Annotated in this window: 18 protein-coding genes; 2 read left to right on the forward strand and 16 right to left on the reverse strand. The window is 51.0% G+C overall.

What is annotated here, in order from left to right:
* Positions 1 to 206 precede the first annotated feature (206 nt).
* The gene (locus RJP21_RS04590; protein ID WP_310858274.1) at positions 207 to 569 is read left to right on the forward strand and encodes a YhjD family protein; all 363 of its coding nucleotides are present in this window, start codon (positions 207 to 209) and stop codon (positions 567 to 569) included.
* A gap of 66 nt (positions 570 to 635) precedes the next feature.
* Complete coding sequence (locus tag RJP21_RS31225) at positions 636 to 833, forward strand: DUF2614 family zinc ribbon-containing protein (RefSeq protein WP_397386172.1); 198 nt, start codon at positions 636 to 638, stop codon at positions 831 to 833.
* 63 nt (positions 834 to 896) lie between these two features.
* On the opposite strand, the gene RJP21_RS04595 is transcribed toward RJP21_RS31225, so the two are convergent.
* From RJP21_RS04595 to RJP21_RS04670, 16 genes are all read right to left on the reverse strand, one after another.
* The gene (locus RJP21_RS04595; RefSeq protein ID WP_310858275.1) at positions 897 to 1,100 is read right to left on the reverse strand and encodes a hypothetical protein; all 204 of its coding nucleotides are present in this window, start codon (positions 1,098 to 1,100) and stop codon (positions 897 to 899) included.
* A 4-nt stretch (positions 1,101 to 1,104) separates the two neighbouring features.
* Positions 1,105 to 1,992, reverse strand: a complete 888-nt coding sequence (locus RJP21_RS04600; protein WP_310858276.1) for a peptidoglycan recognition protein family protein — start codon at positions 1,990 to 1,992, stop codon at positions 1,105 to 1,107.
* A 5-nt stretch (positions 1,993 to 1,997) separates the two neighbouring features.
* Positions 1,998 to 2,204: a BhlA/UviB family holin-like peptide gene (locus RJP21_RS04605; RefSeq protein WP_310858277.1), complete on the reverse strand. Its 207-nt coding sequence runs from the start codon at positions 2,202 to 2,204 to the stop codon at positions 1,998 to 2,000.
* Positions 2,182 to 2,394 (reverse strand): hypothetical protein, encoded by a 213-nt coding sequence (locus tag RJP21_RS04610; RefSeq protein ID WP_310858278.1) that lies wholly within the window; start codon positions 2,392 to 2,394, stop codon positions 2,182 to 2,184. The genes RJP21_RS04605 and RJP21_RS04610 overlap by 23 nt, the downstream gene beginning before the upstream one ends.
* Positions 2,395 to 2,463: 69 nt before the next feature.
* On the reverse strand, positions 2,464 to 3,033 hold the full coding sequence (locus tag RJP21_RS04615; protein ID WP_310858279.1) for a hypothetical protein: 570 nt from the start codon (positions 3,031 to 3,033) through the stop codon (positions 2,464 to 2,466).
* A gap of 71 nt (positions 3,034 to 3,104) precedes the next feature.
* On the reverse strand, positions 3,105 to 5,291 hold the full coding sequence (locus RJP21_RS04620) for a phage tail protein (protein WP_310858280.1): 2,187 nt from the start codon (positions 5,289 to 5,291) through the stop codon (positions 3,105 to 3,107).
* A gap of 19 nt (positions 5,292 to 5,310) precedes the next feature.
* A complete protein-coding gene (locus RJP21_RS04625) occupies positions 5,311 to 5,832 on the reverse strand; it encodes a phage distal tail protein (protein WP_310858281.1) in 522 nt (173 codons plus the stop codon).
* Positions 5,833 to 5,843: 11 nt separating this feature from the next.
* Complete coding sequence (locus RJP21_RS04630; protein ID WP_310858282.1) at positions 5,844 to 5,987, reverse strand: XkdX family protein; 144 nt, start codon at positions 5,985 to 5,987, stop codon at positions 5,844 to 5,846.
* 1 nt (position 5,988) lies between these two features.
* A complete protein-coding gene (locus RJP21_RS04635) occupies positions 5,989 to 6,645 on the reverse strand; it encodes a hypothetical protein (RefSeq protein ID WP_310858283.1) in 657 nt (218 codons plus the stop codon).
* Positions 6,646 to 6,658: 13 nt separating this feature from the next.
* Positions 6,659 to 8,902 (reverse strand): hypothetical protein, encoded by a 2,244-nt coding sequence (locus RJP21_RS04640; RefSeq protein ID WP_310858284.1) that lies wholly within the window; start codon positions 8,900 to 8,902, stop codon positions 6,659 to 6,661.
* A gap of 13 nt (positions 8,903 to 8,915) precedes the next feature.
* Positions 8,916 to 9,314 carry a phage tail fiber protein gene (locus RJP21_RS04645; RefSeq protein WP_310858606.1) on the reverse strand — a complete coding sequence of 133 codons (399 nt, stop codon included), beginning with the start codon at positions 9,312 to 9,314 and terminating at the stop codon, positions 8,916 to 8,918.
* Positions 9,315 to 9,391: 77 nt separating this feature from the next.
* A complete protein-coding gene (locus tag RJP21_RS04650) occupies positions 9,392 to 9,868 on the reverse strand; it encodes a phage tail domain-containing protein (RefSeq protein ID WP_310858285.1) in 477 nt (158 codons plus the stop codon).
* A 68-nt stretch (positions 9,869 to 9,936) separates the two neighbouring features.
* Positions 9,937 to 14,250 (reverse strand): phage tail tape measure protein, encoded by a 4,314-nt coding sequence (locus RJP21_RS04655; protein ID WP_310858286.1) that lies wholly within the window; start codon positions 14,248 to 14,250, stop codon positions 9,937 to 9,939.
* A gap of 240 nt (positions 14,251 to 14,490) precedes the next feature.
* Positions 14,491 to 14,775, reverse strand: a complete 285-nt coding sequence (locus RJP21_RS04660; RefSeq protein ID WP_310858287.1) for a hypothetical protein — start codon at positions 14,773 to 14,775, stop codon at positions 14,491 to 14,493.
* A 29-nt stretch (positions 14,776 to 14,804) separates the two neighbouring features.
* Positions 14,805 to 15,188, reverse strand: a complete 384-nt coding sequence (locus RJP21_RS04665) for a hypothetical protein (RefSeq protein ID WP_310858288.1) — start codon at positions 15,186 to 15,188, stop codon at positions 14,805 to 14,807.
* A gap of 52 nt (positions 15,189 to 15,240) precedes the next feature.
* Positions 15,241 to 15,774 (reverse strand): hypothetical protein, encoded by a 534-nt coding sequence (locus RJP21_RS04670; RefSeq protein ID WP_310858289.1) that lies wholly within the window; start codon positions 15,772 to 15,774, stop codon positions 15,241 to 15,243.
* Positions 15,775 to 15,808 lie beyond the last annotated feature (34 nt).

The following is a 15,808-nucleotide window of genomic DNA, read 5'->3' on the forward strand; positions in this document are numbered from 1 at the left end:
CGTTTATCTATCGTTAAATACTCGCTAACTACCCGAGGACCTCATCGTTCATTTATACGTTATGTATTTTCGCAGCCCGCGGTACTGTGCGCCTGGCTACATTTGTAATTATACGGTAATAATAGCGTTTGTACAAGTTGCGCAATAGAACATCTCGCAGTATAATACGAATATATGTTCGTATACTTAACGAAGGAGGCCCGGCCATGGTTCCCGAGGTTACCGAAGAGGATCACGCGCTAATCAAACCATACATACTCCTGCCGCTTATCCTTTCCGCATTCGAACGCGATATGAACGCAATCAAAGCGGCGGTAAAGACGCCGGACCCGTATGTCGACGTACTCTCGACGGCGATGGATCGGGCTACGCATGAATTAACGGAACTTCGGCACGAGTTTAGGAAGCGTGGAATTAAAGTGTACGAATTGGAACGGACACGAATCGGATACACGGCGCATTATTTATGTCGGGGATATCAGCGGACATTTTCGATATTAGATGGGCTGGTTCGGGCCGAAGCCGGAGTTTTAATGCGGAAATTTCTCAGTGTGAGCGCGGATGAGTAGTATAAATCAATGACTTATTGTAGCGTTTTGTGGTAAAATGCGGAAAACGGGTATGGGGGATTATGTATGGTATTTCTACTTTTGATTATCATTCTCGCGGTACCAATAGCGTTTATCTACGTCACGATACAACAGTTACGCGCAGAGAAAGTTGATTGTCCGGTCTGCGGCCGCAATTTCCGGCTGATGAACGGTAGCCACAAATGTCCGAAGTGTAGATCACGAGTCACACGTACATCTGACGGGCGCTTAATACATACGTAAACAAAAAAATGGGCGCAATCACAACGGATATAATCCGCATGACTGCGCCCTTTCTCTTCGTTTCTATTCGGTTTTATCGTTACCCTTCGATCCGGCAGCATCCGCGGCACCTTCCGCCAGCATATACGCAATGCACGCGCCGAATGCTCCGATAACTCCCGTTACCTGTAGCGTCACGTTCTCACCCGCGCCCGCCGCCGTCAAAATCGAAGTTGCCAACGCAGCCAGCAGCGCCCAAAACTTACGCGAAGATAATTTTTTCTTCATTATATTACGCGGCCTCCTTCGTATCGAAAAATCCACGCCGGTACATAACGGTAATCAACCGGTAGAAGTCGTACGACCCGCCGGCCGTTGTATCTACCGCGCCTGCACGTTTGGCCGCCACGCATGCATCGACCGCCCATGCCGGGATATCCACCATCTTTGCGTTAGCTTCCAGCGTTGCGATTTTCTTGGCCTGCGCTTCTACCGTTTCCTGCAACGCCTTAAATGCCGCTTTTTCTTCCGCTGTCATTTCGCAATCCCCTCCGTTTTTCAATCGTTCCAACTCCGCAACGACTGCTGGAATGAATCCCTTTAGCGCAGCCGCCTTCGTGTTACCATCGCCCCAAAAGTTGGTTCCTGGGCATGTCTTGCTCGATTCTCCCGCAACATAATCACCGAGCCACGTCCCATCCGCCTTGTACCACGCGTGATAAACGATCGTATTAATGCTCGGGGCAAGTCCGAGTTTTTCGCACAGGCACGCGTACAGGTGAACGATCGTCTCGCGCTGGGCCGGCGTTATCACGTCGCCGCCTTTATCGAAATTGCCGACATTTTCGACGCAGAGTGCGCCAGTATTTGCGCCTTTGATTCCGGCCGGAGTTGCGTTAAGGTCCCGGTCAAGGCTTATCGCGATTTTGCCGTCCTCGAACGTCGTGATATTCTGGCCGGTGCCGGACCACCCTTGACTAAGATGGTAAGCACGCATCCCTTCAAGACATGCGAAATGATCTTGGCACGCGATCCCGTTAACGATTTTACGCGTCGTATAGTTGGGTGACGCCGTGTGATGCACCTGCAGCTTCGTGATTTTGTGCGTGATCTTTTGGCCGGCAAGCCAATCGCGAAACTCCGACCGGTTCATAAGCAGAAAGTTTCCGCGTTTCTCCATTCCCGTCACTCCTTTTCGCGAGGAAGCCGCTCTTTCATATCGCGCAGCTCTCCGATAATGAGGTCGTACTTTTCGCTAAACTTATCGAGCAAGTCCTGCAGCCGGCCCTCGCGCTCCTTGTTCGTTCTCATGACGTAAATAAGGAGCCAAACGAAGCCGACTGCGAATGGGCCTTGCGTGATAAAATATTTAAGCAGATCCATCTCCGCCATCAGCAGCCGCCTCCTTCGATTCTTCTAGCGCTATTAGCGCGTTAACAATTTCGTCGTCAATCTTACGCAAGACTTCGGCACGCTGGTCAACGTCCGGGATAGCGTGAAGGACTGCGGAAATGACTGCGGAAATCTCTGCGACCGGCTGCGCCACATCGATCGTACATTCGAGTAACTGACGTATTTTCATTTGCGTTCTCCTTTCGTGACAATAAAAAAAGAGCCCGCTGGTGGCGCGAGCCCTTCGTTATGAGTTCGTTTATTTATTTCCGTTTAATTTCGTCTGTAACTTTGCGATTTCTGCATTGGCGGCATCGATTTTTCCTTGTTGATCGGCGACATAGGATTGACGTTCGGCAAGGTTGTGCTGTAAGGCTTCGAGTCGGCCTGGCATTTTTTCATTGCGAGCGTTCTCTTCTTCTATCTCTTTTTTCAGATTAGCAATATCTAAATTGCCGACCTGTATGTTGCTTTCATAGGTCCTGATTGAGTTTTTCAATGATGTTATTTGGTTAGCAATAGTTAAGTCCCCGTCACTAAGTGCGTCGCCTTCTAAGGGAACGTTACTTGTAGATGTCGGTTTCTCCAAAATGATTTTCTTCCCTTCCACAGTCAGTTTTGTCCCCGTTGCCTCAGAAATTGGCCGGACGGGAACGTACGCCGAACCGTTAATAATTGCCGCATCGGCAATTTTTGTTCCGCCCTTTTCTTCGATGACATATACACCTGCGACTTTAGAACCGACCAGGTTCTTTACAGAGTCCGCAAGTACAGGAACGGCGCCAAATACCAACGCACCTACCAATACCCCAGCAATAAACTTTTTCATGATCTAGCCCCTCCTTGGAAAATCTTTCATATACCTGTATTATCGGCTAGAGGGGCGATAGATTCAATGGTTTATATCGTGTGTGAATGAGTAAATCCGTTGTATGCCGACCAGGTGTGGACGGTTCCGTTGATATCTTTAAACTGCGCACCATGCGGAAAACCGTGATTATGAGCACCTCCGGATGCCAAAGACGTACTGTCCCCTCTCGAAGCCTTTCCGTTAAGAGCAGACTCTAGCCCCGAGATATGCCCCATTTGAAGCCCAGATATGCCGTATACACTCGAAAAGTTAACGTAACCATTGAATGTTACCGAACCGCCTGTCGACGAAATCAACATGGGCACCGTAGATAGGATCGTAAACAACGAATCGTTACCGTTAACGTATCCGAGTCCCTGACCGCCAGTTCCCGCCCAATTGATCGCGCTCATTCCGTATGAATCATTCGCATTTATCGATATTCGCTGACGGTTACTCGCGTCATAAGTCCGCCAACCTCGCGTGTCAACTTCTACGCGTGCGCCACTTTCAGACGTTCGTAAGAGTGCGCCGGTTATCACCCCGCCAGTGAAGGTTGACGCGTCGATACTCCCGCGAAAGCGGCCGTTCCCCGCATACATATTGCCGGCACTATCGACAGTAAATTGACCGTTGCCGACGTTAATGGACGAACCGACGATGGCGCCATTCGTAAAATTCGAGCTAAAAATATTCGCGCTATTCGCCGTAAGCCTATTCGCGACAACATTCCCCTGCATATCGACCCGGAATGGTGCGCTACCAAAACTCGCGTGGCCGGCCGCAATCCCGTTCGGATTGATCTGCGTGACATTATTGCCGGAGCCGATCAGCAGCGAAACGAAGTTACCGAGCTGGCCGACGATTGTTTCCGCCACCACTCCCCGCGCTGTTATCGCAGTCCTTGCGGTGGCTCCTCCGTCCGTAGTTAAGACGATACCATTCGATGTCATGATGACTTGGTTACGAGCATCCGTTTTATCCTGCAGCACAATTCCGCGAGTATCGTATTTAATCTCGGTCTTCGAGTTGTTGACGTCAATAACCGCCTGTTTCGCGTATTCCTCGAACACGTCCGCACGTATCCGGCCGCCACTCATCAAATCCGTGAAATCGCGCTTGGCCTTATCGAGATCCGCGATGATCTGCGCATAATCCCGCGTCATTACGTTCGCGACCGTTACTTGCGTATGTTTGTCTCGCGCGTAAGGATACTCGGTCATTTCCGTTATCCGTGCGCTAATGCCCGTCAGGCCGAGTTCGTTGTCCACACACAGGACGGTATCGCCGAGGCCCGGCTTTGGCTCCGTTTTATCGAGCTTATATAGATCCGCCGCGTCGACGGCTACCTCAAGCGTTGGGACTTCGCGTTCGGCCAGCGCTTTACGCGTAGCTTCTAGCAGTTTTACCGGGTCCGTTATGTTTTGGTCGATAAACTCGTCGTCATAAAACGGAACGCTATCGCTCGCCCATGTGCCCGCGTATTGTGAAACGAGGTAATTGACGGCGAGGGTTCCGTTAACGATCGCGCCAGGTATCGCGCTCAATCTTGCGCGCTCATCTGCGGTCAGTATCGATGCCGGCTGCCCGATCCACGTCCGGCCGTCTTTCATCTGCGCAAACAGCCGCGTACATAACGAAGCACTGTCGTCCGTAAACGATGCACTGACGATGTTCTTGGCGAGTTGGTAACGCAGAGGCGACGAGGGATTGCCGATCTTCTTGCGCAAGTGAATCGTAAAATTGTCCGGCTCGACCTCCGCGCCATACATATTGATGACGTCGTTTAGCGCTTGTAAACAATTGCCGCGGCCGAAGTCCTTAACGTCAACGAGATCGAACGTGTCATCGACGGAAATAGTAAAGCGCCCACCCGTTGCCGCTTGGATGAGCGTTGTCAATTGCGTAATGTGGACGCCGTATCCCTCGGAGATGTACGAAGCATACGGGAACTTGTAATCCGTCAGTTTGAACATGACGTGAGAACACGAAATGGCTGCCGTCAGCTTGCGTCCGTCCCGCACACGTTGGCGCGAGTTGATTACGTAATACTGGCCGCGCTCGTCCAATACGTGGCCTTTTAACGGAAGCTTCTCGCGAAAATCGGCGGACGTCATTGGAACCGAAAACGTGAGCGAATAGTCAGCGTTGATCCGGCGTGTGCGCTGAATATCGAAAGCGTCGACGAGAATGCCGACGCGTTTTAGATTTTTATCGTACGATTGCAAATACGACAAGTTTGCTTTCCTCCCTCCGTTAATAGAGATACTTGTCGCGATGAGTGATGCGCGTGAGTATGTTCCGGGCCGCCGCGTTATCCGTGTACGTAATCTTATTGACGCCGGAAATCAGTTCGAAAAAGTTTCCGTCAATCAAGTGCAACGCATTCTGGCCGTTTAACGTAACGGTCTTGCGCTTCGTGTCGATAACGAGGCGGTCTCCGGGCTTAAACCCGCCATTGAACGTTAGCTCATCGACATGGGAGTACGTGACGGCGGCGACGAAATCCGTCTTACTCTCGATTGTCGAAGCTAAAAATAGCTCGCGTATTAGTTGCGTCAATACCTCCGTAGCCGTTTCAATATCGGCCGCAAAGTGGATTTCGCGTGTGATGAGCGCGTCCAGTTCCGTAGCGGAATCGTATGTAACCGCGATGGACATTTCGAGGTTCAGGCGCGCGTCCGCTTCGGTCAGAGATTCGAATGTGACGGAGAACAACTTTTCGATTGACGTTGCCGTACGGTTAAATGAAAGCCGGTTAAATGGACCGCCAAACATTGCGACACCCCTTACGCCTTATACTCTTTACCGGTGATTACCTTAAACTCCGCCGCTGAGATAACACCAAACTGTACATATAGCTTTAACTGAACATCAGACACCCATTTTTTCTCGTAATAATATGAAAGTCTCTCGAAGTCACTGTTAAACATCTCAATTCCCCTTTTCAGCTAAAATTTTCAGTTCTAAAGCTGCCAACATTTGCCCGAGAACTTGGTTTTGCATGTACAAATCAAGGATTGAAATATCCTTTTTAACGAGTTCCCCGCCAAGTACGCTATTTTGCTGTTTTAAATCAAGGGTAGTAAGGTCTTGCTTAACCTGCTCCGACCCGATCGCGCCCATAGTTTGTCGCTGTTCTTCTGTTCGCAGTTTGGTTTGTTCGAGATCCGAGCCCATTTTCGAAATTACCGTTTGATGCTCAGTACTCTGCGATTTGAGAGCGGCCAGCTCCGCACCGATCCGGTCCAGTTCGCTCGGATCGGCAGGCTTGTTCAGCTCCTCGATTTCTTCGGGCGTCAAGCCCTCTTTCCAATAATCCGCTGGATTAACCGGCTTATCCTCTTCTCGCGCTTCCCAGGCGGCAAGGTCAAATCGCGGCAAGTACAAGCCCGGTACAACCGGCACGCCGACGATATACCCGGCAATCTCCCGTTCAGGCTCTTCGTCTTCCGGCTGCTCCGGCGCTGGCTCCATCGGATCAGGTTCCGTTGGGGCGGCATAAAAAGGGACGACACCAGAAAAGGCATCGTCCACAAGTGCGTCCTCGATGTAGAGGCCGTCTCTATTTACTTTGGGTACGGATTTCACTGCGGTACCTCCTCTAATTAAGCGAAATTGATAATCCTTCAAAAACTACGACTCTATTTGCAAGTGCAATAAAATCGATATTTCCATTAGTGTAAACGTCAGCGACAGCTACCGACGATCCGACAGTCCCTTCGAATGCACCCACAGCTATAGTTTTAGGAACGCTTGCCCTCATCTCTGAGGGCAAAACCATAGCTGTACCCAGAACAAGGTTGGTACATTTTATCGCACCTCTAAACTCAAGCCTGTTATCCTTTACTCGTACTCCAAAGTTTAAAAGTGGTATCCACCCATTAAGCAACGTCGGTGTTATCCATCCTGAAGCATCCTTCTCCGCCTTCATCTGTTCTGCTACGGACACCCTAGTCAGAGCTTCCTGCACACCCGCAGTCAGGTCAATGAGCTGCGCCTTTTCGTTTGTCGCCACGTAGCCAGTGACCGGTACGACTGGCGATTTGTCCAGTTTAATGTAGGTAGCGCTGTAAGGCGCCGTAGGATCAAAGTCAGCAAATGGCTTGAACGCAAATTCATTCCCGTAAGCATTCCCGGTTACAATGTTCCATTTATCTTTCCGAGAGTATTTGTAAACGCTTAGGATTTTTTGTACCTTTTGTTTCAATTTACTCGCTGGGAATACGTTTGTTTCATTTATATAATATCCACTATAAGAAGTTGAACCTTGTGCATTCGCCTGTTCCCTTAATACAATCCCCGTTCCAACCTCGATTTGATTGTCGCTCTCAGTTAGCGTCAGACAACCCTCGGATGTAATCGGCTCGATTGTAGGAGATGCAAGTTTGTATAAGAGATTATACGACGACCAGTTAGGGGCTTGAGTAGTCGGGAGAGCCGATGTTCCTCCAGCCATATCTCCCGAAGTATTCGCAGTTTTTCCATCTTTACGATATGCCCACCATTTTTTCCCGCTTTCATATAAACCTGTTGCTGCATTCTGTCCCTCCGCATACATCCTCCACCCCAAAATACAAGCCTTAATCTCATCAGGAGTCGGCGTGTAGTTATCGCTCCATCCGCTGTCCGTGTTAGCAATAGAGAGAACCACTGTTGATTCCCAAGTCCGATTTGACCACATATCGCTTTGGGTCAAAATGTCATTTCCCGGATTAATGAGTTGTGTCCCGTTATACTTTATTAGGAATCCGGACTCCTGACCTGGCTTTACCCCGGTTAACGAAAACGAAATAGATTTAAATCCACTGGCTGCACCTCTGAATGAATAATTCAGTGATCCATCTAACGCGAGTTTTCTCCACTTCGCCAGCTTGAAATACTGCCCACCCCGTTCAAACAATTCGTCCGGCTCGCTGCCATCGGTCGGGTTAGCGTGCAGCTCCGTTTGAAAAGCAAGCATGACATCTTCGCGTGGAGAAAATGACAGCGATTTATCGCCGAAGTTGAGTATTGGATTTTGGGTTCTGTAGGTTCCCGGCGAGGTCACAATATTCCCTGTTCCTACCGTCGCCTGTGTTGCATTACTCACCACAATACGTAATTGCTTGCAGCTTGCTGGCACACTAAAAGTTTGAGCGGATTTTGTATTACCAGTGAAAGCAAGTATGACAACGTTGGTTAGGTCGACCACCCGGATGTTGGCGCCGGTGATCGTGTACGTCTGACCACTCATGGAGGCAAAATCGTACTGCAAAAACTCTTGGGTCGTGCTCGACGCTGTGATTGTCACGTCATAAGGAGAATCCATTCTAATATTTCCACTTTGTGCCCACTCATAAAACGGCGGCAAAAGGTTTCCATACCGTATCACATACGGATTTTCCACGCCGATAATCCCGATCCGTCCTTGTCCATTAATCTCCGTTTTGCCTTTTATGCTGCCGAGCTTAAACCGCGCATCACGTTTAGCTGTTACGATCTGTACGCCAGGCTGCAGCGTGAGAGTTTCGGATTCGGCGGTATCAAGCCGGTCGTATAGCCCATCGATGTTTTCCCGTGCGGCATCGTGATCGTAGGCGGTAAAATAGCGTGCTACTTTCGTTCCCTTACTCCACGACTTTGCAGCGCCTTGGAACCCGCGTTCGACTGTAAGAGTATTTCCGTTAACTTCCGTATATCTCACGGTTTCGGCCGTCTCATCGCTACCTAACGTCAACAGGTTCGGCGCTGCCGGAAGCTTTGTCGCATCAAGTACGCTTATTTCCGTGTCTGTTACGTTAATGTCCGCCGTGAGTTCTGTTTCAGGCGAATTGACCATCGCCGGATACATTGGTTTTTGCGTCAATTACTCCGCCTCCTTATTGCGCAAATCGTACAAGCGTGCTATCTTTCAAAAACTTCGGCCGGTCCCCGTTTAGTATAGTTCGCGGATTATCGAGCGCCTTGAACCACAGTAAATTGCCGCCTGTTGCCGCCGTCCGAATGCCGACGTGTGTAACGAGGCCCCAATCGGCAGAAGCTACCGGAAACTCAACGTCAGCGTTGTTTTTTACCGTCTGCTTACCGTTTTCAATCGTCGGGGCGGCGAAGGTGACTGCCTTTCTTGCGTAACCTCCTCCGCTTACCTCCGTACCTGTATCTACCGCAGTTGGGTCCGACAAGTATAGCGCTAAGTAAACGGTAGATGGCGGCGTAAATGTCGTGCCGCGGAGTGTCGCGTTCAACAATTGCGCTGAAAGCCAGTCCGAAATTTGCATTGCCATTCGATTTCCTCCTGTTTTTAAGCACACGAAAAAAGCCCGCCAGTGTTGGCGAGCCTTCGTGTGTTTCGTAATTATTCGATCGTGTATTCGTTCGTCAGTTTAAAACTGACCGTTGTGGTTCCCGTATTCGTCATCACAATAACCGGTTGAGCCCGCACATCTGCCGCGGATTCAATCGGTATAACTTCGGGCGACCGCGTTATCGTAACTTCCGTTACCTTTTCCGGGCCGGTCGGCCACGGGTCATTCATGCGCAAGCTTACGTTAACGAGGCGGCTGCCCACTTGCCCGTCGAGCGCCATAGTACCCGAATAAACGCCGCGATAGTATTTACCGGGCATGTCCGTAAACTCAAGTGTTATTTCGCCGCGCTTGGCGTTAAACATGCGGGCGAGCTGGGCAAGTGTCCGGTGGAACTCGGCGGGCCCCGTTAGGATTTCTAGCGTAAGGTCAATCGTGCGCGTTCCGTAGGTGCTGCCGAAATCGAGTACGCCATCGGTTCCGGCAAGTTTCAGCGTGTTTTCTTCCTCGCCCGGGAGAATTGGCAAGTGACGCTCATATAAGGCCGCGCCTACTGACGAAACTAGCACCCCATTAACGCGAACATCGTAATCAATCATCGCACCTTCACCCCTTGTGTTTGCATGCGGGCTGCCACTCGTTCGCGCTCGTTGTATAGCGCCTCCGCCGTATCCGGATCGGCCACCTCGACTTTATCGATGGACATGTCGATATGGTTAACGACGGATTGCGATGGAGTTACAGTAGCCGGGGCCAGTGCGCGTCCTCCGTTAAGCACGTCCCACAATGCCGCTTGTTGCTGCGGATTAAGTACGATCTCGCCGGCGTGTACCTGCGCAATAACCGGTTCACCGCGATTTCCTTGCACAATTCCGCCAGTGCTGAACGATTGAAGCTTTCCGGTGTCCTTCGTAATCCCGTATTTCTTCCGCAACTCATCGTTCCGTGCCGCCAGCCGCGCCATTTCCGCCGAGTCGCCGCGAGCTTTAGCCGCAGCCCATGCGTCCTTGTTCGCGTTGTATTCGGCCAGGTCGGAATCACGCGAATTGACCTCAGCAATCGTTGCCATCTTAGCGTTGTACTGCGCAACGAAGGCGTCAAGATCAGCGAGAATCTGCGCGTTTGCGTTGGCGTTCTCATTTACGCGAAAAACGGAAATGGCCGCCTCGATCATCTTAATGTCGCCGCTGTAGTTTTCGAAGGCTTGCGCCAACTCGCTGTACTGCTTTTCGGTCGCGGCCTTTTCGTCGTCGAACGCTTTGGATTGCGCATCCTTTTCGTCCTGCAATGCGGTCTTTTGCGACTCAAGCTCACGTTTGCGGAGTTCGCGGTCGTGTTCGAGTTTCATGCGCTCGATTTCTTTGAGGATGTCCTCGCGCTCTTGGATTCCCTCCGGACCAACTGCGGACGCTAACAGATCTGCCCGCGCCTGTTTCTCGGCAATCTGCGTCTCAAAATCGGCATCAACGTTTAGTTCAGCCTCTTTCGCGATCAGGTCATCAATCGCTTTTATGCGCGCATCATAGTCGGCCAGCGCAGCTTTCTTGCGTTCCTCGATCGCATCGAGTTCGGCCTTCTTCGCATCATTAATCGCGGCCTTCTGCTTTTTGACCGATTCGTCGACGAGCTTTTGCGTTTTCTCGACGAGCGACTTACGCGCTTGGTAGACCTCCTCGTCCGCTTTCTTATAAAGGTCGCTGTCCTTCGTGTAGCGGTCGCGAACGCGTGTCCAGGCATCGAGCTTCATTTGCGCAATTTCCTGCTCGGACTTGCCGGCGTCCTGCATGCGGCGCTCCTCTTTCTTGATCCACTCGGCGGATGCGTCGTACTGGCGCTTGGCTTCGTTTTCCTGCGCTCTCGCCAGCGCCTTGCGTGCGTTATAAACCTCCTCATCCGCTTGTTTATATTCGTCGGAGTCCTTTTTATAACGCTTTAGCACGCGCGTCCAGGCATCGAGTTTCATCTGCGCGACGGCGACCTCGTTCTTGCCGCTGTCCTCCATGCGCCGCTCTTCCTTCTTTATCCATTCCGCGGAAAACTCATAACGGGACTTGACGGTGTCTTCCGTAAGGCGCTTTATCTGCAGGTCGAGCGTGCGTCGGTCTTCTATTGACTCCTTTAGAAACTGCTTGTGCTTCGTACGCAATTTTTCGTAAGCTGCGATCTGCTGTTCCGCGGACCAGTCGAACATTTCGGCCTGATAACGGATGGTCGCGACATCTGAATCGTATGCCTTCTTGCGGGCTTCTGCGGCCAGTTCTTCGGCTGACTTGCCCTTTTTCGCCTTCTTTTTCTTCGCCTTTTTTTCTTTTTCAGGTTTGGTTAAGTCAATGCCTGAGCCATACTGATTTGTCGTAAATTTATCGTAGGCGCCAACGGTAATTTTATTAATGTCCTGGTTGATTTGGTTTAACGTCTTTTGATATTCGTTGGCGTTGGATTGAGCCTTCGCCTTAATTCCGCTTACTACCATGTCTCCGATGATTTCGAGGCCTTGGGCAGTTTCGCCAGGAAGTCGTTTACCGAGGGCAGAGTTGGCGAAATTAAACTTCTCGATTTTTTCGAGCGCGTTGATCTGAGCTTGCGCAAGTTTGAGCTTTGCTTCCGTCTCGACCTTCCAATTATTAAGGCGGTCCTTGGCTGCTTTTGCCGAGGCGTCAACGGATGCTTTTTCCGCGCCGATCAAATCATTAAGCGAGCCGACGTTCGTAATATGCCACTGGTTTTCCTCGTCGAGTTTCGCAATGAGCCCCGGATATTCCTTCGTTAGCGCCTCGACTACGCCCGCCAGTTGTGCTTTTTGCTGCGCAGACAACTTTTCCATGCTGGATAAGTCGTCGTATTGCTTTTTCAGTTCTTTCATTTTGTCGATGTGCTCAACTTCGGTGGCGAGCTTCGCGACCTCTGCTTCCTGCGCTTTGAGCATGGCTGGAACGGAGGCCTTAACCGCATCCGTAAGTTCCTCGAATTTTTGTTTTGCCATGTCGATGTTGTCGTAGCCCATTTCGTTGAGTTCTTGGTCGATCTCGTCCAATAGGCCACGCATCAAATCGAGTTCAGAGATGATTCCCGGTCCAATCGACAGGTCGCCATTGGCTTCGAGTTCCTTTATCCGTTCTTCGATTGCCGCGCGCTTTTCGAGTACGTCCTGCAACTCTTTGGTTTTTTCTTTGAGTGCTTCAAGTTCCTCGACGCTGTTTTGCAAGGGCGATTTACTAAGGGTTTCATTCAACGACTTTTGCGCCTCGTCGTGTTTTTTGACTGCTTCTGCTGCTTGGTTCGACTCGGAAACAAGCGCCGCAACTCCGGCAGAAACTGCACCGATTGCCAGCGAAATCGCCCCGAGAATCGGAAACGAAACATTAAGTGCCGTAAATGCGATAGACAATGCACCGACGGCCGCCACCAAACCGAGAACTGCGGCAGTTGCCGCACCAAACGCAACGATCGCAGTTTGAAGCGACGGATTCAGGCCCGTGAATCCTTGCAGAAGGCCAGTAACAAACTCCGCGACTTGACGGATAGCTGGCGCTAGTTTGTCGCCCATCGCGATTCCGGCCGCTTCGAGCGCGGACTGCAACTCTAGCGTCGCACCTTTAAGCGTATCCATTTGCGTATCGGCGACTTGTTGCGCCGTGCCACCTGCGTTTTGGAGTCCGGTCGTGTATTTATCGAGCGTTTCTTTACCTTGCGAGATTAGCGTCAGGAAGCCGGAAGCAGCCTCGCGTCCCACCAACGTCGCAGCAACATCGGCCTGTTGCGCCTGTGTCAATCGCGTAAACGACTTCTGCAGATCGCCGATTATCGTACTCAACGGCTTGATGTTTCCGGCCGAATCCTTAATACTAACGCCAAGCCGTTCCATGTAAAATGCCGCATCCTTAGACGGGGAAGCCAACGCCAGCAAAATAGCGCGAAGTTGCGTGCCGGCCATCTCGCCCTTGATACCGGCGTTGCTCAGTTCGCCGATTGCGGCCGTTGCTTCTTCGATACTCACGCTCATATTCGCAGCGACCGGCGCTACATATTTCATCGCGAATCCCAAGTCCGTTACATCTGCGTTGGTATCAATCGAGGACTTAGCGAGTACGTCCGCAACACGCCCGGCCTGGTCTGCTGCGAGACCGAATCCATTAAGCGCCGAAGCCGTAATATCCGCTGTCGTTGCGAGATCCGTTTGACCTGCGGATGCAAGCGATAGAACGCCCGGTAATGACGCGAGTATGTCCTTCGTCTTAAATCCGGCTTGTGCGAGCAAGGCCTGCGCGTCTGCCGCCTGTGCCGCGGTATAGCGCGTCGTCGCCCCGAGGTCAAGTGCCTGTTTCTTAAGGCTTTCGAACTCTGCACCGGTTGCTTGCGAAATGGCCTTAACGTTCGCCATCGATTGTTCAAAGTCCGCGGCCGTCTGAACGGATTTTGTAATGATCGCGCCCATAGCTGCGGCAAGTCCGGCATACGCGAGGCCGAGCGATTTGATTTCGTTTTTGGCGGTGTATGCTCCCGTTCCGCTCCGCTCGATAGCACGTGTAACCTTATCGATTTCTTCGGACGATGCGCCGAGCCGCTTCATTTCCGCCGAGACTTCTGTTATTTTGCTGCGGAGTACCTCCGGGTTCGCCTTATTAAACGAATGCTCAAGTTTGTCGATGTCGGCCGAGCTAACGCCGAGTTGTTTTAGCGTGTTGCTCAGGTTTTTGAAGCTATCGGCCGTTTTATTTGCGCCATCTTCGAGCGCCCATATTTTCTTGACGGTCGCGTCCGAGGTTTGCGTTAAGCGCAAAATGGACGCCTCAGTATTGACGATTTGCTCCTGCAGCTTCGACTTTCTGGCGTCATTAAACGTATTGTTATACTCGTCCTTTAACGCGGCCAGCTTCTTTTTCTGCACCTCGATCTTCGCGTTGACCATGTCGAGAGTGGCCGCTAATGGTGCGATCTTATCCTTCGCAGACCCTAATTGCCCAAAGTCCCCCGCAGTTTTTCTCCCTTGGTCTCCGAGGTCCTTCATGCTCGCTTTGGCCTTGTCGATTCCGGCGCTGTAATCCGATAAATCAAGCTCAAGTTTCGCGCGGATTCCGCCAATATCTACTGCATCGCTAATCTAACTCACCTCTTTCCGGACAAAATAAAAAGCGCCCGGTTAAAGGCGCTAAATTCCAAGTTTTAATTTCATTTGAAGTTGTTTAAAGCCGGACTCATCGAACTTACTTTCGCTCGGTTCCGTGCCATACCCGGCCTGCTTTTGGAGACCACCAGCGAAACGTTTGAAATCCTCAACGCTGGTTGTATGCGACATGACCGCAACATTCAGGTCGTCGAGAGTATCCTGTGCGTTGACCCGTTTAAATGCGTCCATCACATCAAGTAAGTCCATCACGTAGTAACCGCGCTCGAACTCGATTTGCGTTTTGCCGAGCCGGACCGCGCATTCCAAAAAGTAATCGTCAATTGTGTACTTGCGCCCTAAACCGTTTCCGCTGCCGGCGTTGCTTTCGCCAGGTTCAGAGCGCCGCGCACGTTTTTTAAGAGGTCGCCGAAATTATTGACGCGAGCCGTCTCGACAAAAAACGTAGTCAACTCGTCAATGCCCGCATTATTTTCAATCCATTCCGAATCAATGCCAGTCAAGATGGAAACCACGTTTACCACGTCCGTCAGCGACTTTTCGATCGCAACGACAAACATCGGCAACCTGTCGTCTGGTGGCGCGGTCAATACCGTAATAAGCAGTTGCGGCAACGTTTCAACTACTGTAAAAAGCTCCCGCCACTGCGCGACCGTAATCTTGCCGACTTTGACGGATTTTCCGCCGATTTTCACTGTATCTGAACGCAAAATATTGCGCATTGTATTCGCTCCTTAGTAAAGAAATAAGGCGAGCCGAAGCCCGCCCGTTAAGTTATGGTGTCTTTGTGATCGTCTCGTCGCCAAGAATAGCAATTACGTTGTCATCGTCCGGCGTAGAACGCAAAACAACGTTGGTGATGCGTTCGTTTTCGTTGTTGTAATTGTACTGCAGGTCGGTTTCCGGATAAGCCAGCGGCAGAGTAACCCAAAACGCAGGGTCCGTCTTATGCGCGACCGGTTTAATAACGACCTTCTTTGCGGCCGAAATCAAGTCGAGTCCGACTCCTGTTTTAACGCTAACTTTCGTTCCTTTTGTCGCATCCGTTACCGCCTCTGCCCCGACCATGATCTTCGGAATAATGTCGAGTTGGTATTCCGCGAATGGGACTTGTACGGAAGCATCGCGGCCGGTAATCCGCTTGGACACGATTGTCTCCCCGGTTTGGTCCGTCTTTTGTTCTCGGTATGTCGTTTCTACCTGCAGGTTGACGCCTCCGATCGTTGTCTCAAAGACGACCATTTCCTGCCCTTCTCCATACTCAACAATCGCAGGCCCTAGTTCGATTTTCTCGAAATGTTGCGCCATTTATCGTTTCCCCCTATTTGATTAATCGCAACGC

Source organism: Paenibacillus sp. VCA1 (genome assembly GCF_031583795.1).
GTDB classification, from domain to species: domain Bacteria; phylum Bacillota; class Bacilli; order Paenibacillales; family Paenibacillaceae; genus Paenibacillus_AQ; species Paenibacillus_AQ albilobatus.

Coding starts and splice junctions, on each gene's coding strand:
- RJP21_RS31225 (WP_397386172.1), top strand. CDS start 636: ATGGTATTTCTACTTTTGATTATCATTCTCGCGGTACCAATAGCGTTT.
- RJP21_RS04610 (WP_310858278.1), bottom strand. CDS start 2,394: ATGAAAATACGTCAGTTACTCGAATGTACGATCGATGTGGCGCAGCCG.
- RJP21_RS04670 (WP_310858289.1), bottom strand. CDS start 15,774: ATGGCGCAACATTTCGAGAAAATCGAACTAGGGCCTGCGATTGTTGAG.
- RJP21_RS04630 (WP_310858282.1), bottom strand. CDS start 5,987: ATGTTTAACAGTGACTTCGAGAGACTTTCATATTATTACGAGAAAAAA.
- RJP21_RS04595 (WP_310858275.1), bottom strand. CDS start 1,100: ATGAAGAAAAAATTATCTTCGCGTAAGTTTTGGGCGCTGCTGGCTGCG.
- RJP21_RS04655 (WP_310858286.1), bottom strand. CDS start 14,250: ATGGTCAACGCGAAGATCGAGGTGCAGAAAAAGAAGCTGGCCGCGTTA.
- RJP21_RS04605 (WP_310858277.1), bottom strand. CDS start 2,204: ATGGCGGAGATGGATCTGCTTAAATATTTTATCACGCAAGGCCCATTC.
- RJP21_RS04645 (WP_310858606.1), bottom strand. CDS start 9,314: ATGCAAATTTCGGACTGGCTTTCAGCGCAATTGTTGAACGCGACACTC.
- RJP21_RS04665 (WP_310858288.1), bottom strand. CDS start 15,188: ATGCGCAATATTTTGCGTTCAGATACAGTGAAAATCGGCGGAAAATCC.
- RJP21_RS04625 (WP_310858281.1), bottom strand. CDS start 5,832: ATGTTTGGCGGTCCATTTAACCGGCTTTCATTTAACCGTACGGCAACG.
- RJP21_RS04590 (WP_310858274.1), top strand. CDS start 207: ATGGTTCCCGAGGTTACCGAAGAGGATCACGCGCTAATCAAACCATAC.
- RJP21_RS04600 (WP_310858276.1), bottom strand. CDS start 1,992: ATGGAGAAACGCGGAAACTTTCTGCTTATGAACCGGTCGGAGTTTCGC.
- RJP21_RS04615 (WP_310858279.1), bottom strand. CDS start 3,033: ATGAAAAAGTTTATTGCTGGGGTATTGGTAGGTGCGTTGGTATTTGGC.